Origin of the sequence: Streptomyces sp. NPDC001903 (genome assembly GCF_042891345.1) — a bacterium.
Lineage (GTDB): Bacteria > Actinomycetota > Actinomycetes > Streptomycetales > Streptomycetaceae > Streptomyces.
In genome coordinates this window covers 128239-153247 of record NZ_JBIASZ010000007.1, presented here as the reverse complement: position 1 = coordinate 153247, position 25009 = coordinate 128239, and the positions used below count along the sequence as shown (strand labels likewise).

General features: G+C 71.3%; 18 protein-coding genes. 11 read left to right on the top strand and 7 right to left on the bottom strand.

Translation table 11 applies throughout. The annotated features are described in order from the left end of the window. Positions 1–18: 18 nt before the first annotated feature. The 5 genes from ACFYZS_RS18085 to ACFYZS_RS18065 all read left to right on the top strand — a co-directional run bounded on the left by ACFYZS_RS18085 (position 19) and on the right by ACFYZS_RS18065 (position 4850). The gene (locus tag ACFYZS_RS18085) at positions 19–1038 is read left to right on the top strand and encodes an ABC transporter permease (protein WP_389012996.1); all 1020 of its coding nucleotides are present in this window, start codon (positions 19–21) and stop codon (positions 1036–1038) included. Continuing rightward, on the top strand, positions 1035–2021 hold the full coding sequence (locus ACFYZS_RS18080; protein WP_389012993.1) for an ABC transporter permease: 987 nt from the start codon (positions 1035–1037) through the stop codon (positions 2019–2021). The genes ACFYZS_RS18085 and ACFYZS_RS18080 overlap by 4 nt, the downstream gene beginning before the upstream one ends. Continuing rightward, on the top strand, positions 2021–3073 hold the full coding sequence (locus tag ACFYZS_RS18075; protein ID WP_389012990.1) for an ABC transporter ATP-binding protein: 1053 nt from the start codon (positions 2021–2023) through the stop codon (positions 3071–3073). Before ACFYZS_RS18080 ends, ACFYZS_RS18075 begins: the two co-directional genes overlap by 1 nt. Beyond that, positions 3070–4092: an ABC transporter ATP-binding protein gene (locus tag ACFYZS_RS18070; RefSeq protein WP_389012987.1), complete on the top strand. Its 1023-nt coding sequence runs from the start codon at positions 3070–3072 to the stop codon at positions 4090–4092. Before ACFYZS_RS18075 ends, ACFYZS_RS18070 begins: the two co-directional genes overlap by 4 nt. A gap of 98 nt (positions 4093–4190) precedes the next feature. Further along, the gene (locus tag ACFYZS_RS18065; RefSeq protein ID WP_389012984.1) at positions 4191–4850 is read left to right on the top strand and encodes an HAD family hydrolase; all 660 of its coding nucleotides are present in this window, start codon (positions 4191–4193) and stop codon (positions 4848–4850) included. A gap of 33 nt (positions 4851–4883) precedes the next feature. On the opposite strand, the gene ACFYZS_RS18060 is transcribed toward ACFYZS_RS18065, so the two are convergent. Further along, positions 4884–6956, bottom strand: a complete 2073-nt coding sequence (locus ACFYZS_RS18060) for a prolyl oligopeptidase family serine peptidase (protein ID WP_389012981.1) — start codon at positions 6954–6956, stop codon at positions 4884–4886. 98 nt (positions 6957–7054) lie between these two features. Here ACFYZS_RS18060 and ACFYZS_RS18055 point away from each other — a divergent pair, with 98 nt between their 5' ends. Then, positions 7055–8602: an MFS transporter gene (locus ACFYZS_RS18055; RefSeq protein ID WP_389012978.1), complete on the top strand. Its 1548-nt coding sequence runs from the start codon at positions 7055–7057 to the stop codon at positions 8600–8602. Between the two features lie 129 nt (positions 8603–8731). On the opposite strand, the gene ACFYZS_RS18050 is transcribed toward ACFYZS_RS18055, so the two are convergent. From ACFYZS_RS18050 to ACFYZS_RS18030, 5 genes are all read right to left on the bottom strand, one after another. Further along, positions 8732–10111, bottom strand: coding sequence for a cytochrome P450 (locus tag ACFYZS_RS18050; RefSeq protein WP_389013461.1), 1380 nt, complete (start codon positions 10109–10111; stop codon positions 8732–8734). A gap of 156 nt (positions 10112–10267) precedes the next feature. After that, complete coding sequence (locus ACFYZS_RS18045; protein ID WP_389012975.1) at positions 10268–10873, bottom strand: excalibur calcium-binding domain-containing protein; 606 nt, start codon at positions 10871–10873, stop codon at positions 10268–10270. Positions 10874–11001: 128 nt separating this feature from the next. Further along, positions 11002–12768, bottom strand: a complete 1767-nt coding sequence (locus ACFYZS_RS18040; RefSeq protein ID WP_389012972.1) for a pentapeptide repeat-containing protein — start codon at positions 12766–12768, stop codon at positions 11002–11004. Between the two features lie 182 nt (positions 12769–12950). Continuing rightward, the gene (locus tag ACFYZS_RS18035; protein WP_351782796.1) at positions 12951–14480 is read right to left on the bottom strand and encodes a UDP-N-acetylglucosamine 1-carboxyvinyltransferase; all 1530 of its coding nucleotides are present in this window, start codon (positions 14478–14480) and stop codon (positions 12951–12953) included. Positions 14481–14625: 145 nt separating this feature from the next. Next, a complete protein-coding gene (locus ACFYZS_RS18030; protein WP_389012968.1) occupies positions 14626–16566 on the bottom strand; it encodes an amidohydrolase in 1941 nt (646 codons plus the stop codon). Between the two features lie 104 nt (positions 16567–16670). On the opposite strand from ACFYZS_RS18030, the gene ACFYZS_RS18025 reads away from it, so the two are divergent. The 5 genes from ACFYZS_RS18025 (at position 16671) to ACFYZS_RS18005 (ending at position 24259) form a co-directional block, all read left to right on the top strand. Beyond that, complete coding sequence (locus tag ACFYZS_RS18025; RefSeq protein ID WP_389012965.1) at positions 16671–17699, top strand: LacI family DNA-binding transcriptional regulator; 1029 nt, start codon at positions 16671–16673, stop codon at positions 17697–17699. A 199-nt stretch (positions 17700–17898) separates the two neighbouring features. After that, entirely contained in the window at positions 17899–20613 is a 2715-nt protein-coding gene (gene acnA, locus ACFYZS_RS18020; protein WP_385587948.1) for an aconitate hydratase AcnA, read from the top strand. Positions 20614–20918: 305 nt separating this feature from the next. Beyond that, positions 20919–22343, top strand: a complete 1425-nt coding sequence (gene ngcE / locus ACFYZS_RS18015; protein ID WP_389012960.1) for an N-acetylglucosamine/diacetylchitobiose ABC transporter substrate-binding protein — start codon at positions 20919–20921, stop codon at positions 22341–22343. A 22-nt stretch (positions 22344–22365) separates the two neighbouring features. After that, on the top strand, positions 22366–23310 hold the full coding sequence (locus ACFYZS_RS18010; protein WP_327133968.1) for a sugar ABC transporter permease: 945 nt from the start codon (positions 22366–22368) through the stop codon (positions 23308–23310). Between the two features lie 13 nt (positions 23311–23323). Next, positions 23324–24259: a carbohydrate ABC transporter permease gene (locus ACFYZS_RS18005; protein ID WP_389012955.1), complete on the top strand. Its 936-nt coding sequence runs from the start codon at positions 23324–23326 to the stop codon at positions 24257–24259. On the opposite strand, the gene ACFYZS_RS18000 is transcribed toward ACFYZS_RS18005, so the two are convergent. Next, positions 24252–24986 carry an MgtC/SapB family protein gene (locus ACFYZS_RS18000; protein WP_389012952.1) on the bottom strand — a complete coding sequence of 245 codons (735 nt, stop codon included), beginning with the start codon at positions 24984–24986 and terminating at the stop codon, positions 24252–24254. The two genes, ACFYZS_RS18005 and ACFYZS_RS18000, sit on opposite strands and share 8 nt — an antisense overlap. Positions 24987–25009 lie beyond the last annotated feature (23 nt).

Here is a 25009-nt window from a genome sequence, read left to right as displayed (position 1 = left end):
GATACGGACCCCGACACCATGACCACCACCGCACCCGGAGCCGGAGGCGAGGCCGCGAAGGCTCCGGCCCCGGCCCCGGCCCCGGGCGGGCCACCGGCCCCCGGCGCCGCCGAAGGCGGTCCCGCCCCGGCGGCAGCGCCCGGCAGCAGCCCCTGGCAGCTCGCCCGGCGCGAGCTCCGCCGCCGCCCCGCCGTCCGCGTCAGCCTCGGCGTCGTCCTCCTCTTCGTCCTGATGGCCGCCACCGCGCCCTGGCTGGGCGCGCTCGGCGGCTGGTCCCCCGAGGAGTTCGACAAGAGCGCCATCGACCCCTACCTCGGCGGCCAGCCCCTCGGCTCCCTCGGCGGGATCAGCCCCGAACACTGGCTCGGCGTCGAACCCGTCACCGGCCGCGACCTGTTCGCCCGCGTCGTCCACGGGGCCCAGGTCTCGCTCCTCATCGCCTTCGCCGCCACCGCGATCGTCGTCGTCGCGGGCACCGCCGCCGGGATCGCCGCCGGCTACTTCGGCGGCCGCACCGACACGGTCCTGTCCCGGCTCATGGACCTGACCATGTCCTTCCCCTCCCTCATCTTCATGATCGCGATGCTGTCGGTGGCCAAGGACGTCAACCGCATCGTGCTCATGACCGCCGTCATCGGCGTCTTCGGCTGGCCCGGCGTGGCCCGCGTCGTCCGCGGCCAGACCCTCTCGCTCAAACACCGCGAGTACGTGGACGCCGCCCGCGTCGGCGGCGCCGGCCCCTGGCGGATCCTGACCCGCGACATCCTCCCGGGAGTCTCGGGCCCGGTCATCGCCTACACCACCCTGCTCATCCCCGGCATGATCAGCACCGAGGCCGCGCTCAGCTACCTCGGCGTGGGCGTGCGCCCGCCGACCCCGTCCTGGGGCCAGATGATCGCCGAGTCCGTCGCCTTCTACGAGACCGACCCCATGTACTTCGTCATCCCGAGCACCTTCCTCTTCCTCGCGGTACTCGCCTTCACCCTGCTCGGCGACGCCCTGCGCGACATCCTCGACCCGAGGGGCGGCCGCAGTTGATCCTCTACCTCGCGCGCCGGCTGCTCGCCCTCGCGGGCGTCCTGCTCGCCATCGCCGCCGTCACCTTCCTCATCTTCTACGTCCTGCCCACCGATCCGGCCGCGGCCGCCTGCGGCAAGACCTGCAGCGCCGAGCGGCTGGCCGACGTACGGGCGTACCTGGGCCTCGACCAGCCCGTCTGGCGGCAGTTCGCCGACTTCCTCACCGGCATCTTCACCGGCCGCACCCTCGGCACCGGCCAGTACGCCGTCCAGTGCGACTTCCCGTGCCTGGGCTACTCGTACGAGAACTCCCTGCCCGTGTGGGACCTGCTGATGGACCGCCTCCCCGTCTCCGCCTCCCTCGCCGTCGGCGCCGCCGCGCTGTGGCTGCTGCTCGGCCTCGGCGCCGGGGTCACCGCCGCCCTGCGCAAGGACACCGCCACCGACAAGGCCCTGATGGTCGGCGCGGTCGCCGCCGCCTCGCTGCCCGTCTACTTCACCTCCGTGATGCTCATCTACGGGGTCATCCGGGTCGCCGGGCTGCTGCCCTACCCCACCTACCAGGCCTTCACCGACAACCCCTTCGGCTGGACGGCCAACCTGCTGCTGCCCTGGACCGCGCTCGCCCTGCTGTACGCGGCCATGTACGCCCGACAGAGCCGCGGCTCGATGATCGAGGCGATGGCCGAGCCGTACATCCGCACCGCCCGCGCCAAGGGCATGCCCGAGCGCACGGTCGTCGTCAAGCACGGCCTGCGCTCCGGGATGACCCCGATCCTCACCATCTTCGGCATGGACCTCGGCGGGCTGCTCGCCGGCGCCGTCATCACCGAGTCCATCTTCGGACTCCCGGGCATCGGACGGCTGTTCTACGGGGCCCTGGTCAGCTCGGACCAGCCGGTGGTCCTCGGGGTCACCCTGCTGGCCGCCTTCTTCATCGTCGTCGCCAACCTCGTCGTCGACCTCCTGTACGCCGTCATCGACCCGAGGGTGAGGTACTGATGGCCGCACCAGCCACCGCCCCCCTGCTGGAGGTGCGCGACCTGCGCGTCACCTTCGCCACCCCGCGCGGCCCCGTACGGGCCGTCGACTCGCTCGCCTTCACCGTCGAGGCCGGGCGGACCCTCGGCATCGTCGGGGAGTCCGGATCCGGCAAGTCCGTCACCTCGCTCGCCGTCATGGGACTGCACCGGGGCGCCGAGGTCGGCGGCTCCATCGCGCTCGCCGGGCAGGAGCTCACCGGGATGTCCGAGAAGGAGCTGTCCCGGCTGCGCGGCCGGAAGATGGCCATGATCTTCCAGGACCCGCTGTCCAGCCTGCACCCCTACTACACGGTCGGCGAGCAGATCGCCGAGCACGTCCGCGTGCACTTCAGGGCCGGCCGGGCCGCCGCCCGCAAACGGGCCGTCGACATGCTGGGCGAGGTCGGCATCCCGGAGCCGGCCCGCCGGGCGGGGGAGTACCCGCACCAGTTCTCCGGTGGCATGCGTCAGCGCGCGATGATCGCCATGGCCCTGGCCTGCGAACCGGATCTGCTGATCGCCGACGAGCCGACCACCGCCCTGGACGTGACCGTGCAGGCGCAGATCCTGGAGCTCATCGCCCGGCTCCAGCAGGAGCGCGGCCTCGGCGTCGTGATGATCACGCACGACCTGGGGGTCGTCGCGCGCGTCGCCCACGAGGTGCTGGTCATGTACGGCGGCCGGGCGGCCGAACAGGCCGGGGTCGACGAGCTGTTCGCCGACCCCGCGCATCCGTACACCCGGGGCCTGCTCGACTCGCTGCCCCGGCTGGACGACGCCGACGACGAGCCGCTGCGGACCATCCCCGGCTCCCCGCCCTCCCTGCTCGCGCCCGCCCCGGGGTGCGCCTTCGCCCCGCGCTGCGCGGTCGCCGCCGCCGGCACCGCCGCGGAGCGGGAGCGCTGCGCGGGCGAACGTCCCGAGCTCCTGCCCCGCGGCGGCCCCGGCCGGCTGGCCGCCTGCCATGTGGCGGGGCGTACAACAGCGGCGGCCCCCGTTGCCGGCGCCGCCGAACCGGAGGTGTGCCGATGAGTACGTCCGTACCCGCCCGGGCGCCCGGGCCGGCCGCAGCGGACCGGACCCCGCCGGCGCTGCTCTCCGTACGCGACCTGACCATGGCCTTCCCCGGCCGGCGCTCCGCGTCCGGGCGCCGGGGAGCACCCGTGCGCGCCGTCGACGGGATCTCCTTCGACCTCGCGGCCGGCGAAACCCTCGGCCTGGTCGGGGAGTCGGGCTGCGGGAAGTCCACCACCGGCCGGATGCTGGTCCGGCTGCTGGAGCCCACGTCCGGCGCCGTCACCTTCGACGGACGCGACATCACGAGGCTGTCGCAGCGCGCACTGCGCCCGCACCGCCGCCACCTCCAGATGGTCTTCCAGGACCCGCACTCCTCCCTCAACCCCCGCCAGACGGTGGCCCGGATCATCTCCGACCCGCTGCTCGTACAGGGCTGGTCGGCCTCCGACGCGCGCCGCCGTGCGGCCGAGCTGATGGACCTGGTCGGGCTGATCCCGGAGCACATCGACCGCTACCCGCACGAGTTCTCCGGCGGCCAGGCCCAGCGCATCGGGATCGCCCGCTCGCTGGCCACCAGCCCCCGGCTGATCGTCGCCGACGAGCCGGTCTCCGCCCTCGACGTCTCCGTCCAGGCGCAGATCGTCAACCTGATGGAACGGCTGCGCCGCGAACTGGGCCTGGCGTACGTGTTCATCGCGCACGACCTGTCCGTCGTGAAACGGGTCAGCGACCGGGTCGCCGTCATGTACCTCGGCCGCATCGTGGAGATCGGCGAGAAGCGCGCCCTGTACGAGAACCCCCAGCACCCGTACACCCGGGCGCTGCTGTCCGCCGTACCGCTGCCGGATCCGGCGGCCGAGCGGCGGCGCGAGCGGATCGTGCTGCTCGGCGATCCGCCGAGTCCGGCCGCCCCGCCCCCGGGCTGCACCTTCCACCCGCGCTGCCCGAAGGCGCAGGAGGTCTGCCGCACCGACCGCCCGCTGCTGCGGATCACCGCCGCCCGCGAGGTGGCCTGCCACTTCCCCGGTGACTGACGGGGATCCAGGGGAAGAGGGAGGACCCCGGGCCGACACGATCGGCCCGGGGTCCTCCCGCTGTCCGCGCTCCGCCGCGCCGATGGCATGATCGCGGCGTGACCAGCGAAACCACCCGGCCGGGCCCCGCGAAATTCGTCCTCTTCGACGTCGACGGCACGTTGATCGACGCGGTGGCCAACCAGCGCCGGGTCTGGGCGCAGTGGGCGGCGCGGTACGGACTCGATCCCGACGAGGTCCACCGCGTGGCGCTGCGGACCCGCCCCCTGGAGACCTTCGCGGAGGTGGCGCCCGGGCAGGACCCGCAGGCGTGCCTGGCCGCGCTGCACGAACTGGAGGACGAGGACGTCCGCTCCGGTCTCTACGCCGCCTTCCCCGGCGCGCCCGAGCTGCTGTCCGGCCTGCCCTCGGGCCGGTGGGCCCTGGTGACCTCGAACTACGAGCACCGGGTGCGCGGCCGGTTCGCCCGGACCGGACTGCCGGTTCCGGGCGTGCTCGTGGACGCCGGCGCCGTGGCCGAGGGCAAGCCGTCGCCGGTCCCCTATCTGCTGGCCGCGGAGCGCCTCGGTGCCGCGCCGCAGGACTGCCTGGTCATCGAGGACGCCCCGTCCGGCGTCGAGTCCGGGCTGCGGGCCGGCATGACGGTGTGGGGGGTCAACACCCCGGCTCCGGTGGACGGGGTGCACCGCCACTTCACGAGCCTGCACGAGGCGGCGCCCGCCATCCTCGCCTTCGCGGCGGGATCGCCCACCGTCTAGGGGGTGTCGTCAAAGTCCCTTCTGGCCGGGCCGTCAGGCGAGTTCGCGGCGGAAGAACTCCAGCTCCAGCGCCGTGATCTTCTCCCGGGTCCCGTTCGGGGTCATGTGCGTGACCCCGGGCAGGGCCAGGAGCTGGTGGGGGCGGCCCGCGTCGGTCAGCGCCTGGGAGAGCCGCAGGGTGTGGGAGGGGTGGACGTTGTCGTCGGCCAGGCCCGTGATCAGCAGCAGCGGCCGGGTCAGGTGCGGGGCGTCGGGAAGCAGGGAGTCCCGCTCGTAGACGTCGGGGTGGTCCCGGGGGAGGCCCAGGTACCGCTCGGTGTACGCCGTGTCGTACTGCCGGAAGTCGGTCGGTGCGGCTCCGGCGGCCGCCGCGTGGAAGACGTCCGGGCGGCGCAGCACCGCCATCGCGGAGAGGTACCCGCCGTACGACCAGCCGCGCACCCCGACCCGGCCGAGGTCCAGGTCCGGATGGCGGGCGGCGAGCGCGTGCAGGGCCGCGACCTGGTCGTCGAGGGTGACCTCGGAGAACCCGCGGTACACGGCGTGGGTGAAGGCGGGGGACACGTACGGGGTTCCGCGGTTGTCCACGGTCACCACCGCGAAGCCCCGGTCGGCCCACCACTGGCGCTGCTGCCAGCGGCGCGGCTCGGCGCAGACGTCCTGGTGGCCGGGGCCGCCGTAGCTGTCCATGAGCACGGGCAGCCGCCGGCCGGGGACGTGGCCGCGCGGGAGCACGAGCGCGGTGGGGATGCCGTGCTCGGTGACCCGCTCCAGTACCGGGACCACCCGGTAGGGCAGCGGAGCGGACAGGTCGCGGGGGACGAACTCCCGTCCGTCGGCGGTGCGTACGGTCCGCCGGATCCCGTCGGCGTCGGCGCTGGTCAGCAGCAGGGTCCCGGCCGAGGCCTGGACGCCGTGCACGCCGGGGCCGTCGGCGAGCGGGGTCGGCTCGCCGGTGGCCGGGTCGAGGAGCAGCACCTGCTGTTCGGCGGGGTCGCGCTGTCCGGCCTCGATCAGCAGCCGGTCCTGGTGGACCCCCGCCACCCGGCGGACCTGGATCCCGTTCCCGGTCAGCAGGTTCCCGTCCACGGCGAGGGCGCGGGCGCCGCCGCCGGGGGTGTCGGCGGCGGTGAGCATCCGCCCGTCGGCCAGCCGGGCGGGGGTGCCGGGCAGCATCGGGTCGACCCACTGGGGGTGCACGGTGCGCGACAGCTCCCGGGTGCGGCCGGTGGCCGGGTCGGCGGTGAGCAGCAGCACGTTCTGCTGGAGCCGGTCCTGGACGGTCAGCAGGATCTCGGTCGGCGACTCCCAGCCGGCGTCGGAGACGTACGGGTACGCCGCCGCGTCCCACTCCAGCCGTACCCGGGCGCCGTCCGGGCCGAGCACCCACAGCTGGACCTCGGCGTTGGGCCCGCCCGCCTCGGGGTACGCGAAGTCCTCGGCGGGGAGCTCGGGGTGCGCGGGATCGGCGAAGTGGCGTCGCTGGAGGGCGGTTTCGTCGACGCGGGCGGCCAGCAGGGTCTCCCCGTCGGGGGACCACCAGTGGCCCCGGTCCCGGCCCAGCTCCTCGGCGGCGGCGAACTCGGCGAGGCCCCAGCGGGCCCCGTCGGCGGGGCTGATCCGGCCGCCGGGGTGGGTGTGGAGGGCGTCGCCGCTGACGTACGCGGTGCGCGAGCCGTCGGCGTTGAGGCGGGGGTCGAGGGCGGGCCCGGCGGCCGGGATCTCCTCGGCCGGCTTTCCCTTCCCCTCGGCGGCGCCGCCACAACTCACCCGGTACAGCCGCCCGTACAGCGGGAACACGGCGCTGCGGCCGTCGCCGGAGAGCGCGTACGAGCCGATCCCGGCGGCCACGAGGCGGATCCGCTCCCGCAGCCGGCGCTCGGCGGCCGGCAGGGCGCCCGGCTCGGGGGAGAGCTCGCGGGGATCGGCGAGCCGGGTCTCGGCGCCGGTGGCGGTGTCCAGGACCCAGAGGCTGTCGAAGGCGTCGGTGGGGCCGGTGGAGCGGAGGAACCAGAGCAGCCGGCCGTCGTCCCCGAAGGAGAACGCGCGCGGGGCGCCGTACGTGAAGCGGCCGGTGCTCGCGGAGAGCCTGAGGAAGTCATCCATGATCGGTAGTGTGTCATGTGAAATGGCACACTGTACATGTCATGCGGCCTAGGCCATTCGAGTGGTGTACCCCCCGAACCAGGTTTAGCGTCGAAAAGGTGGACGGGAACGCTGCGCAGGTCGGCAACACGAACGACGGCAAGGTCAGAGGAAGCGGCAACGGCCTCGCGCTGTTCGTCATCGCGTCCTGCCAGCTCATGGTCGTCCTCGACATCACCATCGTGAACATCGCGCTTCCGCACATCCAGACGGCCCTCGGCTTCTCCACCGAAAGCCTGTCCTGGGTCGTCAACGCCTACACCCTCACCTTCGGCGGACTCCTCCTCCTCGGCGGGCGCACCGGCGACATCCTCGGCCGCAAGCGCGTGTTCATCTTCGGCATCCTGCTCTTCGGCCTGGCCTCGCTGCTCGGCGGCCTCGCACAGAACGAGGGCCAGCTGATGGCCGCCCGTGCCCTGCAGGGCGTCGGCGGCGCCATCGCCTCCCCGACCGCCCTGGCCCTGATCACCACCACGTTCCGGGAAGGCCCGGCGCGCAACCGGGCGTTCGGCGTGTTCGCGGCCGTCTCGGCGGGCGGCGGCGCGATCGGACTGCTGGCCGGCGGCGTCCTCGTCGAATGGCTGGACTGGCGCTGGGTGCTCTTCGTCAACGTGCCCATCGCCGTGGCCATCGCGGTGATGGCCACGCGGGTCATCCGCGAGTCCGAACGCCACCCCGGACACTTCGACCTCGCCGGCGCGCTGCTGTCCACGCTGGGCATGGTGGCCCTCGTCTACGGCTTCATCCGCGCCTCCCAGGAGGGCTGGACCGACCCGATCACCCTCGGATCCTTCGGGGCGGCCGTGGTCCTGCTCCTGCTGTTCCTCCTCAACGAGCGGCGCTCGCCGCAGCCGATCACCCCGCTGCACATGTTCGCCGACCGCAACCGGGCCGGCTCTTACGGCATCATGCTCTTCCTCGCCTGCGCGATGTTCGGCATGTTCTTCTTCCTGACGCTGTTCGTGCAGAACGTGCTGGGCTTCAGCCCGATCCAGGCCGGCCTCGCGTTCCTCCCGGTGAGCGTGGTCATCGCCATCGGTGCGGGCATCACCTCCCAGCTGCTGCCCAAGGTCGGGCCCAAACCCTTCATGGTGGCGGGCGCCCTGTGTTCGGCGGCCGGGCTCGCCTGGCTGACGCAGACCGACGTCCACTCGACGTACCTCGGCAGCATCCTGGGCCCGGTGCTCGTCTTCAGCCTCGGCATGGGCATGCAGTTCGTCTCGCTGACCCTGATGGCCCTGTCCAACGTCGCCGACCGGGAGTCGGGCGCGGCGTCCGGACTGCTCAACACGACGCAGCAGGTGGGCGGATCGCTCGGACTGTCGATCCTGGTCACGGTCTTCGGCACGGCCAGCCGCAACGAGGCCCACGACCAGGTCCCGGCCTTCCTGAGCCAGGCCAACCCGGTCCAGAAGGCCCTTTTCGTGCGCACCGGACAGCTCCCGGACCCGTGGGGCGACCAGGTGCTCACCTCGGGCGTGAGCGCCGCGTTCATCGTCGCCGCCGGCTTCGCCCTGGTCGCGGCGCTCATCGCCCTGTTCGTGATCCAGGTACGCCCCTCGGACCTGGAACGGCTCAAGGGGAACCACACGCCGGCGGCGGTCTGAGGCCGACCGGAACGGCCCGGCCGCGCCTTGCGGGGCCGGCCCGGGCCGTCACCGTTCAGCCCGCGACGTTCCGGTCCAACCCTCGGCGCTCCGGTTCAGCCCTCGGCCCGGTTCAGCCTTCGGCCCGGTTCAGCCCTCGGCGCGCCGGAGCCGGCAGCGCATCGGGCCCTCCGCCCGGAGGGTGATCCCGGCGGTGACCGGGACGTCGGTGTCCACGGCCTCGAACGCGTGGCCGCGCAGGATCATCGCCAGCGCGATCACCGACTCCAGCATCGAGAAGTGCTGCCCGATGCAGGCGCGCGGGCCGCCGCCGAACGGGAACCAGGCGTAGCGGGGGCGCCCGGCCTCCGCCTGCGCAGTGAACCGGTCCGGGTCGAAGCGGTCCGGGTCCGGCCAGTAGCGGGGGTGGCGGTGCGTGACCCACGGGGCCAGGATCACGTCCGCGCCCGCCGGGATGGTCAGGCCGCCGACCTCGGTGGCCGCGACCGCGCTGCGGCCGATCACCGGAGCCGCCGGGTAGAGCCGCATCGCCTCCTTGAGGACCTGCGTGAGGTACGGGAGCCGGTCGAGGTCGGCGGCCTCCGGCGTACGGTCGCCCAAGACGTGGGAGACCTCCGCGCGGGCCCGCGCCTGCTGCTCGGGGTGGCGGGCCAGCAGGTGCAGGGAGAAGGCGAGCGAGGTGGCGGTCGTCTCGTGCCCGGCGAGCAGGAAGATCAGTACCTGGTCGCGCAGTTCGGCCGCGTCGAACTCCCCGTCGTCGGTGCTCGTGGCGGCGGCGAGCAGGCTGAGCAGGTCCTCGCCGGCGGCCGTACCCCCACCGCGGCGGGCGGCGATGATGGCGTCGCACGCCGCGTACAGCTCGTCCATCGCGGCGGCCGCCCGCCTGTTGCCCGGCGTGGGCCAGCTGCGCGGGAAGTTGGCGGGGGAGTAGCCACGGCGCAGCACGTACTCGGTGATGACCGGAAAACACCGGTCGACGACGTCGACGGTGGTCTCGACGTCGGTGCCGAAGAGGATGCGGGCGACCGCGCGCAGGGCGAGCCGCATCATCTCCTCGCCGACGTCGACCACGGAGTCCGGGGCCTGCTCCCAGCCCGCGACCACGGCCCGGGTCTCGGCGGCCACGGCCGCGGCATAGCCGTCGACCCGGCGCTTGGTGAACAGTGGCTGGACCAGCCGCCGCTGGCGCAGGTAGTCCTGGTCCTGGCTGGTCAGCAGGCCGTTCCCGAAGGAGTCCCGGAGCTCCTGGTAGAAGGTGTTGTCCTTGCGGAAGTTGGCCGACTCCGAGGCCAGGACCTGCTGCGCTCCCTCGGCCGAGAAGACCCCGTAGAGCTCGGCGCGCAGTCCGGGCGGACCGGCGGTGATCCGTACGACGTCGCCGTGCCGGTGCCGGGCGCGCAGGTAGGTCCCGAGCGAGTCCGACTTCAGGTCGAAGAGGGAGCCGAGCAGAGGGACCCCGCCGAGCGTCGGAACCTCCGTACCGCTTCCGGATTCCGTCCCTGTCCCCATTGCCATCGCCGCCCCCTCGACACCGCCCGTACCGACGCGCCCGATTCTGCACGCCGGAGGCCCGACACGCCGAGGACACCGGGGCAGACCGGCCGGATCCAGCCGCACGGCCGACCGGCCGAGCTGCCGCAGGGCCGACCGGCCGTGCGGCGACGGCTACTTGTCGCAGGCGATGCCGTCCTTGTCCTTGTCGAGGGCCGAGCGGTACCCGGGCTGGCCGCGCCGCATCGGCGCCGCTCCGGCGGCCTTGGCGTCGGCGCAGGTCTTGTAGTAGGCGCTGCTCCCCGCCCCGCTGCCGCCCGCGTCGCCGCCGGTGGAGCCGCCGTCGGTCGGGGGCGAGGTCTTCGGCTTCGGCGCGGCGGGGGTCGCGCTCGCCCCCGGGGCCTTGGACGGGGCGAGGACGGCGCCGGCCTTGTCCGGGCAGGGCTTGCCGGGCGGGACGAGGGAGAGCTCGACGGTGGCCGCCCGCTCCACGGGGGCCCCGGCCGCCGGGGTCTGGAAGCAGACGGCCCAGGTCGAGTGGGCGGCGGCCAACGGCACGTCGGAATAGGCGCTGCGCGCCTCCACGGCCTTGGTGACCAGCGCCTTCACGGCGATCTCGGCCTCGTTGAACTTCTGCCCGACCAACGACGGCATCACGGGCGTGGCGGACGAGGGCGCCGCGGCGGCCGGCTTGCCCGCGCCCTTGCCCGCGTCCTTCCCCGCCGCCGGATCCTCGCACCCGCTCCCGAGCACGACGACCGCCCCCACGACCGCCGCCACGGCAAATCCCCGATGGTGAAACACGATTGACCCCCCAAGATCAACACTGCGGAACCGCCGCAGCGTACGCGCGTCACCGCCCGGCCAAGAACCCCTTTCACGCCAACTTCCCCGGCAAGGTCGTGGGGCTACCGTTTCACCCGGCCACGGACAGCAAGGGCGGCGAGACCGAGCAGCACCGGCTCGCCGAAGCGGGACGCCATCTCGGAGTAGGTGCCGACCGTGGTCAGCGATTGTCCGGATGAGCGGAAGACCACCGAGTTGATCACGACCCGCAGCGACTTCTCGAACCGCTGGGTCGACAGCCGCTCCCGGAACGGGCCATCGGGGTTGACCGGATCGGGTGTTGTGGTCGTCATGGTGATGCGTCGGCCGTCGAACGTACCCGTGCTCAAGGGTTTCGGATCGTCTTTGGGCAGACCCCACAGCATCATCACGAGCACGGTGACGGTCATGGCCAGCATCAGCCAGCCCAGTGCGCGTGAAGCCCGCAGCCCGTAGCCGGAGAGCGCCCAATACGCGGTGAGCAGGATCCGCTCCGACCTGGGGATGTCGTTGGCGTGGCGGCGCATCTCCATTTCGCCGTAGTAGAAGTCGGCGGCTCCCGGCTCGTGCTTGCCGTCTTCGAAGCTCTTGCGCAATTGCCGGTACACGGGTGCCAGCGCGGCCGGTTCCAGCACTTCTTCCCCGTCGGGGGCAGGCGCCCAGCCGCCGGCGCCCGCGAAGCGGGCAGCACGCCAGTGATGCTCTTCGGCCAGCGTTCGGCGCGGCGTCCAGCGCACCGGCCGTAAGCCGCGTCGGCGTAGACCGGTCGGCGTGAGCGCCAGCGCGTACAGGCCCTCCAGCCGCAGCTGGTCGAGGTGAATGGTCCCGGCGAACAGCGTGTGGGTGAGGTCGACATCGGTGAGCACCAGATGCGCGGCATCCACACCCCGCAGCGACATGATGCGCACGCGGGGATCCGTCAGGTCCTGCTCGGGCAGCTCCTCCACGCCGTACATCGTGAAGGGCCGGGAGCGGGCGGCGATGCTCACCGGGTATTCCAGTACTGCGTCACCGAGGTCGACCGCGGCGTACCGCAGGCGCAGCGCCGCGGTGGACGTCCAGCGCGTCCGCCGGCACAGCAAGGTCGCGGTTGCCGCCTCGATCGTCACGGCGGCCTCGAATACGGCCTCCGACAGGTCCAATTCGCCGAGGCACACCAACGGCCCTATTTCAGAGGCGCGCTCGAAAACCGTCCCCACGAATCCGGCATGGTGGCGGATCTCCACTCCTTCGAAACGGGCGTCGCCACGGAACCGTGCCCCGTTGAACCATGCCCCGTCATGGAAAAGCGCCACGATGAACCAGGCGCCGCCGCCGAACTCCGCTCTGTCGAACTTGGCGCCACCGCGGAACCGTGCCCCGTTGAACCACACACTGGAGCTGAACTCCGCCCTGCTGAAATAGGCATCGTCACCGAACTCCGCCCCGTCGAAGGTGACGTCGGCGCCGAACGATGCCTGACTGAACCTGGTTGCGCCGTCGAACGCGGCCCCGCTGAACCGGGCTTCTCCGCTGAACTCCACCGCATGAAACGAGACGTCGCCGCTGAACCGTGTTTCGTGGAACCAGACCGAGCCCAGGCGGGTTCTGCCTGTGGCGGGATCGCGGAACGCTGCGAGCAGTTCGCGGAGCAGCTCCTCGGTGAACGGGGTACCGCGGTGGTCGAGGTCCGCACCGGGGTGCAGACCGGTGAGGTAGGCGGAACGATCAGCGGCGCCGAGGTGCGCCAGGCATTCCGCGTACGGGTCGACTCGGCGGCCGCGGCAGCCGATCGAGTCCGTACCGCGTCCGCAGTGCGGCCAGTCGGGGGCACTCGGGGCGGCGGCTGCGTCCGGTGTGGTGGCGGTCATACGGGCAGGGACGCAAGAGGCGGTTCGCCGGGTTGCCGGACCGCGAGCAAGACGCCCGCTCGAACACCTTCCGTCGCGCGAGCGCGAAGGGCCGTCGACGGGGTCTTCCGCGGGGGCGGAGACACCGGCGACGGCCCACAGGCGGCCCAGGAGGGCGGGATCCGTCCTGACCTGCGGCGGACTTAGATGTCGCGGAAGATTTCGATCTGGGCGCCCACCGAGTTGAGGCGTTCCGCGAGTTCTTCGTAGCCGCGGTTGATGACGTAGACGTTGCGCAGGACCGAGGTGCCCTCGGCCGCCATCATCGCCAGGAGGACGACCACCGCCGGGCGGAGGGCCGGGGGGCACATCATCTCCGCCGCGCGCCAGCGCGTCGGGCCCTCGACCAGGACGCGGTGGGGGTCCAGGAGTTGGAGGCGGCCGCCGAGGCGGTTGAGGTCCGTCAGGTAGATGGCCCGGTTGTCGTACACCCAGTCGTGGATCAGCGTCTGGCCCTGGGCCGCCGCCGCGATGGCCGCGAAGAAGGGGACGTTGTCGATGTTCAGCCCGGGGAAGGGCATCGGGTGGATCTTGTCGATCGGGGCTTCGAGCTTCGACGGGCGGACCGTCAGGTCGACCAGGCGGGTGCGGCCGTTGTCCGCCGTGTACTCCGCCGAGCGGTCGTGGTCGAGGCCCATCTCCTCCAGCACCGCGAGCTCGATCTCCATGAACTCGATCGGCACCCGGCGGATCGTCAGCTCCGACTCCGTGACGACCGCGGCGGCGACCAGGCTCATCGCCTCGACCGGGTCCTCGGAGGGGGAGTAGTCCACGTCCACGTCGATGTTCGGGACGCCGTGCACCGTGAGGGTGGTCGTGCCGATGCCGTCCACGCGCACGCCGAGTGCCTCGAGGAAGAAGCACAGGTCCTGGACCATGTAGTTGGAGGAGGCGTTGCGGATGACGGTGGCGCCGTCGTGCCGGGCGGCGGCCAGCAGCGCGTTCTCGGTGACCGTGTCCCCGCGCTCGGTCAGCACGATCGGGCGGCCGGGGGAGACCCCCGCCTCGACCTTCGCGTGGTAGATGCCCTCGGTCGCGGTGATGTCCAGGCCGAAGCGGCGCAGGGCGATCATGTGCGGCTCGATGGTGCGGGTGCCCAGGTCGCAGCCGCCGGCGTACGGCAGGCGGAACTGGTCCATCCGGTGCAGCAGCGGGCCCAGGAACATGATGATGCTCCGGGTGCGGCGGGCCGCGTCCGCGTCCATGGCGTCCATGTCGAGGCGGGCCGGAGGGACGATCTCCAGGTCCACGCCCTCGTTGATCCAGCGGGTGCGGACACCGATGGAGTTGAGGACTTCGAGGAGCCGGTAGACCTCTTCGATGCGGGCGACGCGGCGCAGCACCGTACGGCCCTTGTTGAGCAGCGAGGCGCACAGCAGCGCCACGCAGGCGTTCTTGCTCGTCTTGACGTCGATGGCGCCGGACAGCCGGCGGCCGCCGACGACGCGCAGGTGCATCGGGCCGGCGTAGCCCAGGGAGACGATCTCGCTGTCGAGAGCTTCACCGATTCGGGCGATCATCTCAAGGCTGATGTTCTGGTTGCCGCGCTCGATCCGGTTCACGGCGCTCTGGCTGGTGCCGAGTGCGTCCGCGAGTTGACTCTGCGTCCAGCCCCGGTGCTGCCGGGCGTCACGGATGAGCTTGCCGATGCGTACGAGGTAGTCGTCTGCCATGGGTGCACCGTATCTCAGATATGAGATGACCCCTGCGTCGGGTGTGGCAGACGGGTGTTACCGACCGTCAGATCCTCTGTCGACCGGTTCCACCCGACTCCGTGCGCATCACTTCAATTGCGGACATCTACTCCCATTGAGTTGGTTAGTGGGCGCAATTGTGGTGGCGGCCCCCGTGCACCGCCGCGTACGCCGACGGGCGCGGTCCGGACACGGCCCGGGCCGCTCGGGCCGCCGCGGCCCGGCCCGCCGCCGAGTCGGCGTCGTGCACCACCCGGCCGCCGACCAGGGTCATCCGTACGCCGGTCCCGCTGATGTCGGCCACCGGACAGCGGGTCACATCCCGGTCCAGCAGCACCAGGTCCGCCGCCTTGCCCGGCTCCACCGTCCCCGTCAGCCCCTCCTGACGCAGCTGCCACGCCGTCCCGGCCGTGTGCATCCGCAGAACCGAGCTCCGGCTCAGCCCCTCCAGCTCCCGGTACAGCTCGCCCGTCCCGTACGCGCCCTGCCGGTCGATCGCGGTCCGCAGCTGGTTCCACACCTGGAGCGCGTCCACCGGCCAGTCGGAGCCGCCGGTCAGCCGGGCCCCCGCCCGCTCCAGGCTGCGCGCCGGGTACATCCACCGGTGGCGCCGCGGGCCGATGTACGGAAGCAGCGCGTCCATCGTCCAGGTGTCCTGCGCCGCCCACTGGAGCTGCATGCAGGCCGCGACGCCCAGCTGCGCGAAGCGCCGCAGGTCCGCCGGGTCCACGATCTGCAGGTGGGCGATCGCGTTGCGCGCGTCCCGCTGCCCGGTCGCCCGGCGGGCGTACGCGTACCCGTCCAAAGCGGTCCGTACCGCCCGGTCCCCGAGTCCGTGGGCGTGCAGCTGCCAGCCGGCCTTGTTGAACGCCGCCGTCAGGCGGCCGTAGTCGGCCGCCGAGGTGTACAGCTCGCCCCGGTTCGCCGTGGGCTTGCCGTTCCCGTCCAGATACGGCTCCAGCAGCGCGGCCGTCTGCGCCGGGTACTCGATGACCCCGTCCAGGAACACCTTGACCATCCCGAACCGCAGGCCCCGTACCCCCTCGAACTCCCTGCGCAGCCCGCGCGCGTACGCCAGCGCGCCCGCCGGGTCCTTGGTCTGTCCGGCGTCGAGCCGGATCGCCGGCACGATCCGCTGCGGCAGCTTCCCGGCCGCCGCCAGCGCCTGGTAGAGCTCCAGCTCGTGCCGCCCGACCAGGGCGTCCATCATCGTGGTGACCCCGGAGGCGGCCGCCAGCTCCAGCACCTTGGCGCAGGCCGCGACCAGTTCGGCCCGGGAGGGCTCCGGGATGTGCCGCTTGACGAGGTCCTGCGCGTCGTCCTTCAGGACGCCCGTCGGCTGCCCGTCCGGCCCCTTCACGATCCGGCCGCCGACCGGGTCCGGGGTGGAGGCCGTGATCCCGGCGATGTCCAGGGCCCGCCGGTTCGCCCAGAGGTTGTGCCCGTCGCCGCCGACCAGCGCGACCGGTCTGCGGGTCGCCAGCGCGTCCAGCATCGAGTGGTGCGGCACGCTCCCGGTCGGCAGCAGCCCGACCGGATTCCAGTCCTCCACCACCAGCCAGCGGTCCGGCTCCGCGTCCGCGCCCCCGGTGTCGGCGAGGAAGCCCGTCAGCAGCTCACGCAGCTCGGGCAGCGTGGTCTCGGCCCCTTCCAGCGAGGGCCGCAGCGACCGGTCGCCGGCGCCGAGCGGGTGCACGTGGCCGTCGTGGATCCCGCTCATCACGGTGTTCCCGCGGGCGTCCACGACCTCCGTGTCCCGTCCGATGTGCCGGCGCACCGCGGAACCGCTCCCGGTGGCCAGGATCTTCCCGTCCCGCCCGACCGCGACCGCCTCCACCGGCGCCCCGCCGCCCGCGGTCCCGGTGAACACCCGGGCGCCGTGGATCACCAGGGCGGCCGAACCGCGCGAGCCGGAGCCGGAGCCGGCGCCGGAGCCCGAGCCCGCGCCGGACGGGGCGGCGGCCGCCGCGGGCCCCGCGCCCAGCAGACCGGCCGCACCCGCGGCCCCGACGGCCCCGAGCAGGCCCCGCCGGGAGAGGGGCGAAGAGAAGGAAGCAGAGGTCATGGCCACTCCAAACGTCGGTGTGGCCAGGACACTGTTTGATTAACCCCTTAACCAGAACCCGCCGCCGCCGACGAAATCCGCACCGCCGTCCGTACGATGACCCCGTGCCCGGCCCCGGACCGACCATCGCCGACATCGCGCGCGCCGCGGAGGTCTCCACCGCGACCGTTTCGCATGCGCTGGGCGGCACCGGCCGCGTCGGCGAGTCCACCCGCCGCCGGGTCCGCGAGGTGGCGGCCGCCCTCGGCTACAGCGCCCGCCGAGGCCCCCGCACCCGTACGCTCGGCCTCGCCGTCACCACGTACGCGGGCTCCGCCTGGAACTACGTGGAGATCGCCTACTTCTCCCGGCTGCTGACCGCCGCCACCGCGGCCGCCCACGCCCGCGGCTACGCCCTCACCCTGCTGCCCGCCGACCGCGGGGCCGAGCCGCTGTGGCACACCCTCGCCGTCGACGGGATGCTGCTCCTCGACAGCCCGGCCGGCGATCCGGTGCTCCGCGCCCTGCGGGCCCGCGGCCTGCCGGTGGTCTTCGACGGCCGGCCCCCGGACCCGCGGCCCACGGACGTGTGGGTGGACAACGACCACGAGGCGACCACCCGCGAGGTCCTCGACCACCTCGCGGCCGCCGGGGCCGAGCGGATCGCGCTGCACTCCGCGTACGGCCGCGAGTACTACACGCAGGCCGTCACCTCGGCCTACACCCGCTGGTGCGCCGAGCGCGGAGTGGCCGAGCGGGTGGTGCCCTTCGACCCCGAGGACACACCCGGTCACGCCTTCGACCCCCTGTTCGCCGGGTCCGGCCGCACCCGCCCCGACGCCGTGTACTGCGTGTACGACCCCGGCGGGCGCCAGGTGCTGGCCGCCGCCGCCCGGCACGGGCTGCGGATACCCCGGGAGCTGCTGCTCGTCTGCGCGAGCGAGGACCCCTCGTACGCGGCGGGCGACCCGCCGGTGAGCACCGTGACCCTGCGTCCGGAGGTGATCGGGGAGAGCGCCGTCGCCGCACTGGTCGCGCTGCTGGAATCCCCGCACGGGGCGGAGCCCGGCCAGCTGACCGTCCCGGCCGCGCTGACCGTGCGCACCTCTTCCCGCACGTCCCCGCGCGCGGCTCCGGGCATGCCGTCTCTGTGATCTGGCCCATGCCGTGCATGACCAGGGCGCGGCAATGCACTAGAGTTATCTCGACATCGAGATATCTGCCGAAGGCGTACCGCAGCCGCCCCTGCTGGTAAGGCTCACCTAACTTAGCCTTACCTTAGCGGATTGGCCACAGGGCGTGGCGGCAGGATTGCGGTAAAACGCGCGAATTTCATGCATGAAGGAGACTGTCGTGTCGGCGAACAGCTTCGACGCCCGCAGCACGCTGCAGGTGGGCGACGAGTCGTACGAGATCTTCCGGCTGGACAAGGTTGAGGGCGCTGCCCGCCTTCCCTACAGCCTGAAGGTGCTGCTGGAGAACCTGCTCCGCACCGAGGACGGCGCGAACATCACCGCCGACCACATCCGGTCGCTCGGGAACTGGGACTCGCAGGCCCAGCCCAGCGAGGAGATCCAGTTCACGCCGGCCCGCGTGATCATGCAGGACTTCACCGGCGTCCCCTGCGTCGTGGACCTCGCCACCATGCGCGAGGCCGTGAAGGCGCTCGGCGGTGACCCGGCGAAGATCAACCCGCTCTCGCCCGCCGAGATGGTCATCGACCACTCGGTCATCGCCGACAAGTTCGGCACGAAGGACGCCTTCGCGCAGAACGTCGAGCTGGAGTACGGCCGCAACAAGGAGCGCTACCAGTTCCTGCGCTGGGGCCAGACCGCCTTCGACGACTTCAAGGTCGTCCCCCCGGGCACCGGCATCGTCCACCAGGTCAACATCGAGCACCTGGCCCGTACCGTCATGGTCCGTAACGGCCAGGCGTACCCCGACACCCTCGTCGGCACCGACTCGCACACCACCATGGTCAACGGCCTGGGCGTGCTGGGCTGGGGCGTCGGCGGCATCGAGGCCGAGGCCGCGATGCTCGGCCAGCCGGTCTCCATGCTGATCCCGCGCGTCGTGGGCTTCAAGCTGACCGGCGAGCTGCCGACCGGCACCACCGCCACCGACCTCGTGCTGACGATCACCGAGATGCTGCGCAAGCACGGCGTCGTCGGCAAGTTCGTCGAGTTCTACGGTGAGGGCGTCGCCGCCACCTCGCTGGCGAACCGCGCCACCATCGGCAACATGTCGCCGGAGTTCGGCTCCACCGCCGCGATCTTCCCGATCGACGGCGAGACCCTGAAGTACCTGCGCCTGACCGGCCGCGACGCCCAGCAGGTCGCGCTCGTCGAGGCGTACGCCAAGGAGCAGGGCCTGTGGCTGGACCCGGCCGCCGAGCCGGACTTCTCCGAGAAGCTGGAGCTCGACCTCTCCACGGTCGTCCCCTCCATCGCCGGCCCGAAGCGCCCGCAGGACCGCATCGTCCTGGCCAACGCCGCCGAGCAGTTCGCGCAGGACGTGCGCAACTACGTCAGCGAGGACGAGGAGGCCGGCAAGGAGTCCTTCCCGGCGTCCGACGCCCCGGCCTCCGCCAACGGCGTGCCGACCCGCCCGACCCAGGTCACCCTGGCCGACGGCACCTCCTTCGAGATCGACCACGGCGCCGTCACCGTCGCCGCGATCACCTCCTGCACCAACACCTCGAACCCCTACGTCATGGTCGCAGCTGCCCTCGTGGCCAAGAAGGCGGTCGAGAAGGGCCTGTCCCGCAAGCCGTGGGTCAAGACCACCCTGGCCCCGGGCTCGAAGGTCGTCACCGACTACTTCGACAAGGCCGGCCTGACCCCGTACCTGGACAAGATGGGCTTCAACCTCGTCGGGTACGGCTGCACCACCTGCATCGGCAACTCCGGTCCGCTGGACGAGGAGATCTCGAAGGCGATCAACGAGCACGACCTCGCGGTCACCTCGGTGCTCTCCGGCAACCGCAACTTCGAGGGCCGGATCAACCCCGACGTCAAGATGAACTACCTGGCCTCCCCGCCGCTGGTCGTCGCGTACGCCATCGCGGGCTCCATGAAGGTGGACATCACCAAGGACGCCATCGGCATCGACACCGAGGGCAAGCCGGTCTTCCTCCAGGACATCTGGCCCTCCGAGGCCGAGGTCAACGACGTCGTGGCGAACGCCATCGGCGAGGACATGTTCAGCAAGTCCTACCAGGACGTCTTCGCGGGCGACGCCCAGTGGCAGGCGCTGTCGATCCCGACCGGCAACACCTTCGAGTGGGACCCGCAGTCCACCTACGTCCGCAAGCCCCCTTACTTCGAGGGCATGACGATGGAGACCACCCCGGTCTCCGACATCGCCGGCGCGCGCGTGCTGGCGAAGCTGGGCGACTCGGTCACCACCGACCACATCTCCCCGGCCGGTGCGATCAAGGCCGACACCCCGGCCGGCAAGTACCTCACCGAGCACGGCGTCGAGCGCCGCGACTTCAACTCGTACGGTTCCCGCCGCGGCAACCACGAGGTCATGATCCGCGGTACGTTCGCCAACATCCGCCTGCGCAACCAGATCGCGCCGGGCACCGAGGGCGGCTTCACTCGCGACTTCACCGTCGAGGGCGCGCCGGTCGCGTTCATCTACGACGCCTCGCAGAACTACCAGGCCGCCGGCATCCCGCTGGTCATCCTGGCGGGCAAGGAGTACGGCTCGGGCTCGTCCCGCGACTGGGCCGCCAAGGGCACCGCGCTGCTCGGCGTCAAGGCCGTCATCGCCGAGTCCTACGAGCGCATCCACCGCTCGAACCTGATCGGCATGGGCGTGCTCCCGCTGCAGTTCCCGGAGGGCGCCTCGGCGGCCGCGCTGGGCCTCACCGGCGAGGAGACCTTCTCCTTCACCGGTGTGGAGGAGCTGAACAACGGCACCACCCCGCGCACCGTGAAGGTCACCACCGACACCGGTGTGGAGTTCGACGCGGTCGTCCGCATCGACACCCCCGGTGAGGCGGACTACTACCGCAACGGCGGCATCATGCAGTACGTGCTCCGCAACCTCATCCGCGGCTGAGTTCCGTAGCGGCACCAAAGGGCCGTATCCCCGTTAAGGGGGTACGGCCCTTCCGCTTTTTCCGGCCCGGGTCAGGTTTCGGGGAGGTCTCAACTCGGAAAAGCTGACGGACAACCGTGTGCATGATCTTGCTCACATGAACGGAAGTGGACTATACCTGTGCCTCGTCCGGATCATCGCGTTACGAGCGGCACCGGACCGGGGGATGGCGGAGACCTGCGGTGATGTCCGTATGCACGGTGACCACGGGCATGTGCCGGTTCCCGGCCCTCCTTCACACTTCTGACGAAGGCGAGGACATGAGCATGGGATCCACTGGTGAGGGCATCGGCCGCCGTGACCTGATCAAGCGCTCAGCGGCACTGGGACTGATCTCGGTGCCCACGATGAGCTTCCTGTCCGCCTGCGCCTCCGGCGGCGAGGACACCACGAAGGGGCCGGACAAGGGTGCGGTGACCAAGGAGAACCCGTTCGGCGTCGCCAAGGGCGGCAAGCTGGACGTGGTCGTCTTCAAGGGCGGGTTCGGCGACGACTACGCGAAGGCCTGGGAGGCCGCCTTCGACAAGAAGTGGGGCACCACCAGCTCCCACCTGGGCACCCAGGAGATCGCCGCCAAGCTCCAGCCGCGCTTCAACGGCGGCAACCCGCCGGACGTCATCGACGACTCCGGCGCCCAGCAGATCAAGGTCGACGTCCTCGCCAAGGGCGGCCAGCTCGCCGAGCTCACCCCCGTGCTCGACGCCCCCTCGCTCGACGACCCTGCCAAGAAGGTCCGGGACATGCTCATCCCCGGAACCGTCGAACAGGGCACCCAGGGCGGCAAGTTCGTCGCCCTCTACTACGTCTACACCGTCTTCGGCTTCTGGTACTCGGGCAAGCTCTTCAAGGAGAAGGGCTGGGCCGAGCCGAAGACCTGGGACGAGTTCCTGGACATCTGCACCAAGGCCAAGGCCGCCGGCATCGGCGGACTCGCCCACCAGGGCAAGTACCCGTACTACATCAACGTCGTCATCATGGACCTGATCGCCAAGAAGGGCGGCCTGGAGGCCATGAAGGCGATCGACAACCTGGAGCCGAACGCCTTCGAGGGCAACCCGGCGGCCCTCGCCGCCGTCGAGGCGGTCTACGAGGTCGTCGAGAAGGACCTGCTGATGGCCGGCACCAACGGCCTCACCCACACGGAGTCCCAGACCGCCTGGAACCAGTACAAGGCGGCCTTCATCCCCTCCGGCTCCTGGCTGGAGAACGAGCAGCTCAAGCAGACCCCCGACGACTTCGACATGAAGTTCCTGCCGGTGCCGACCCTCGCCGACAGCAAGCTGCCCTTCGAGGCCATCCGGGCCGGGGCCGGCGAGCCCTTCATCGTCCCGGAGAAGGCCGCCAACAAGGCCGGCGGCCTGGAGTTCCTCCGCTCGATGCTGTCCCGCGAATGGTCGACCCTCTTCGCCCAGCAGGCCAACTCCCTCACCGTGGTCAAGGACGGCGTCGACCCGAACGTCAAGCTGCGCCCGGGCACGGCGTCGGCGGTCGCGGCCGTCAAGACGGCCGGGACGAACACCTTCAACTACCTCTACCCCGACTGGTACAGCGAGATGGACACCGAGATCCAGAACGCGTCCAATGAGCTGATGGCCAAGCGGATCCAGCCAAAGGAATGGATCAAGCGGGCCCAGGCTGCGGTAGACAAGGCTGCCAAGGACCCGAACGCCAAGAACAACCACCGCAGCTGACCTCGTCCAAGGGGCGGACACCATGAGCCAAGTAGCCCAGGGCAAGGGAAGGATCGGCTTCATCGCCGGCTTCCTCATCCTGCCGCTCGCGCTGTACCTGACTTTCGTCATCTGGCCGTACATTCAGACGTTCGGATATTCCTTCACCAACTGGTCCGGACAGTCGCCCACGTTCGACTTCGTCGGCCTGGACAACTACTCCGCACTGATGAAGGACGAGGTCTTCCGCGGAGCCCTGTGGCACAACCTGCTGCTCCTGGTGTTCGTCCCGACCGTCACCATCCTGCTGGCCCTCTTCTTCGCCTTCATGGTGAACGCGGGAGGGCGCAGCGGGGCGGGCGGGGTCCGCGGCGTCCGCGGCTCCTCCGTCTACAAGATCGTCTACTTCTTCCCGCAGGTCCTCTCGCTCGCCATCCTCGCCGTACTGTTCGGCGCGGTGTACCGCAGTGACGAGGGCGGCCTGCTGAACGGATTCCTCACCAAGCTGGGCCTGGTGGACCCGGCCCACCCCGTCGAATGGCTCAATCAGCCGAACCTCGTGCTGTGGTGCCTGCTCCTGGTGGTGGTCTGGCACGGGGTCGGCTTCTACCTGGTCCTCTTCTCGGCCGCCATGCAGTCCGTACCCAAGGACATCTACGAGGCCGCGCTGCTCGACGGCGCCGGGCGCGCCCAGACCTTCCTCAAGGTCACGCTGCCCCTGCTGTGGGACTCCGTGCAGACCTCCGCGGTCTACCTGGGCATCGCCGCCATGGACATGTTCGTGCTGGTGTCGACCATGACCTCCGGCCAGTTCGGCGGCGGCCCCGACCACCACAGCGAGGTCATGGCCACGGTGCTGATGCGCAACTTCCTGTACTTCGGCAAGAGCGGCTACGCCTGCGCCATGGGCGTGGTCATGCTCGTCCTGACCATGATCCTCTCCGTCGTCACGCTGCGCGCCACCCGCCGCGAGCGCATCGAGTTCTGAGAGGAGATCCCCGATGACTGCAGAGTCCACAGCGATCAAGGCACCGGGCGAGGCCCCGGCCGAGCGGTCCGGCGGCAGCGGCCGCCCCGCCGACGGCGCGAAGAGCGCCTCCGACGGCATGGTGCTGAACGTCTTCTCCCACGGGTTCCTCGCCGTCTGGGCGATACTGATCGTCCTGCCCCTGATCTGGCTGGCGCTCGGCTCCTTCAAGACCGACTCGCAGATCGGCGGCTCGGCCCTCAGCTGGCCCTCCAACTGGCACTTCGACGCCTTCTCCCGGGCCTGGGACAAGGGCATCGGCGACTACTTCGCCCACACGCTGATCGTCATGGTGTTCTCGGTCCCGCTGACCATGCTGCTCGGCTCGATGGCGGCGTACGTCCTGGCCCGCTACCCCTTCCCGGGGAACCGGCTCTTCTACTACTTCTTCGTCAGCGGGGCCATGTTCCCCGTGTTCCTGGCGCTCGTCCCGCTGTTCTTCATGGTCAAGCGCCTGGACATGCTCAACACGTACCAGGGTCTGATCCTCGTGTACGTGGCCTACTCGATGCCCTTCACCGTCTTCTTCATGCACTCGTTCTTCCGCACGCTGCCGACGGCCGTGCACGAGGCGGCGGTGATCGACGGGGCCTCCGACACCCGGATCTTCTTCCAGGTGATGCTGCCGATGGCCAAGCCCGGCCTGATCAGCGTCGGGATATTCAATGTCCTGGGGCAGTGGAACCAGTACATCCTGCCGTCGGTGCTGATGCAGCCGCAGACCGGATCGGACCCCGAGCGCTACATGCTCACCCAGGGCCTGATCCAGCTGCAGTACCAGATGGGGTACGAGACGGACCTGCCGGTGCTGTTCGCCGGCGTGACCATCGCGATGATCCCGATGCTGGTGGTCTACCTGTCCTTCCAGCGGCAGATCCAGGCCGGCCTGACCTCGGCCACCCTCAAGTAGCGGAGACCGAGGGGTCGGGCACGACCGACCAGCTGACCGCCGAGACGGACGGGTCGAGCGAGAGGTTGCTGACCGCTTCCTCCAGCATCCGGCCCCCCGCCGCGCCCTCGGCGGTCAGCAGAGCGGACACCGTCACCAGGCCGGCCCCCGGGCCGTCCTGGCTGCGGATCGAGCGCAGCGTGTAGCCGGGCCGGCCGAGCGCGTCGACGAGCCGGTGGCGGATGTGGGCCTCCTCCGCCTCCAGGCACACGGCCTCGAAGTGGAAGTCGGTGGCCACCTCCGCCCCGCCGCGCGGTTCGCGGTCCAGGCGCCGGCCCAGCGGGCGCAGCAGGAGGTTGGCCCCCACCACGCCCGCCGTGCCGAAGGCCGCCAGGACGAACATCCCGGTGCCGGCCAGGCAGCCCACGGCCGCGGAACACCACAGGGTGGCGGCCGTGTTCAGGCCCCGTACGCTCAGCCCGTCGCGCATGATCACGCCGGCGCCGAGGAAGCCGATGCCCGACACGATCTGGGCGGCGACCCGGGAGCCGTCGTACTGGACCTCCGAGACGGCGCCGATGAACCCGTACTGCGAGAGCAGCACGAACAGCGCCGCCCCGCCCGCCACCAGGGCGTTCGTCCGCAGTCCGGCCATCCGGGCGCGCCACTGCCGTTCCAGGCCGATCGCCGCCCCGAAACCGAGCGCGGCGGCCAGGTGTCCGGCCATTTCCCATTCGTTGAGCAGCATCGGCTCCCCCTCCTTCCGTGCGG

What these genes read in the sequence shown, in the direction of transcription:
- ACFYZS_RS18085 (WP_389012996.1), top strand. Translation starts at nt 19, where the DNA reads ATGACCACCACCGCACCCGGAGCCGGAGGCGAGGCCGCGAAGGCTCCG.
- ACFYZS_RS18075 (WP_389012990.1), top strand. Translation starts at nt 2,021, where the DNA reads ATGGCCGCACCAGCCACCGCCCCCCTGCTGGAGGTGCGCGACCTGCGC.
- ACFYZS_RS18070 (WP_389012987.1), top strand. Translation starts at nt 3,070, where the DNA reads ATGAGTACGTCCGTACCCGCCCGGGCGCCCGGGCCGGCCGCAGCGGAC.
- ACFYZS_RS18060 (WP_389012981.1), bottom strand. Translation starts at nt 6,956, where the DNA reads ATGGATGACTTCCTCAGGCTCTCCGCGAGCACCGGCCGCTTCACGTAC.
- ACFYZS_RS18050 (WP_389013461.1), bottom strand. Translation starts at nt 10,111, where the DNA reads ATGGGGACAGGGACGGAATCCGGAAGCGGTACGGAGGTTCCGACGCTC.
- ACFYZS_RS18040 (WP_389012972.1), bottom strand. Translation starts at nt 12,768, where the DNA reads ATGACCGCCACCACACCGGACGCAGCCGCCGCCCCGAGTGCCCCCGAC.
- ACFYZS_RS18035 (WP_351782796.1), bottom strand. Translation starts at nt 14,480, where the DNA reads ATGGCAGACGACTACCTCGTACGCATCGGCAAGCTCATCCGTGACGCC.
- ACFYZS_RS18030 (WP_389012968.1), bottom strand. Translation starts at nt 16,566, where the DNA reads ATGACCTCTGCTTCCTTCTCTTCGCCCCTCTCCCGGCGGGGCCTGCTC.
- ngcE (WP_389012960.1), top strand. Translation starts at nt 20,919, where the DNA reads ATGGGATCCACTGGTGAGGGCATCGGCCGCCGTGACCTGATCAAGCGC.
- ACFYZS_RS18010 (WP_327133968.1), top strand. Translation starts at nt 22,366, where the DNA reads ATGAGCCAAGTAGCCCAGGGCAAGGGAAGGATCGGCTTCATCGCCGGC.
- ACFYZS_RS18005 (WP_389012955.1), top strand. Translation starts at nt 23,324, where the DNA reads ATGACTGCAGAGTCCACAGCGATCAAGGCACCGGGCGAGGCCCCGGCC.
- ACFYZS_RS18000 (WP_389012952.1), bottom strand. Translation starts at nt 24,986, where the DNA reads ATGCTGCTCAACGAATGGGAAATGGCCGGACACCTGGCCGCCGCGCTC.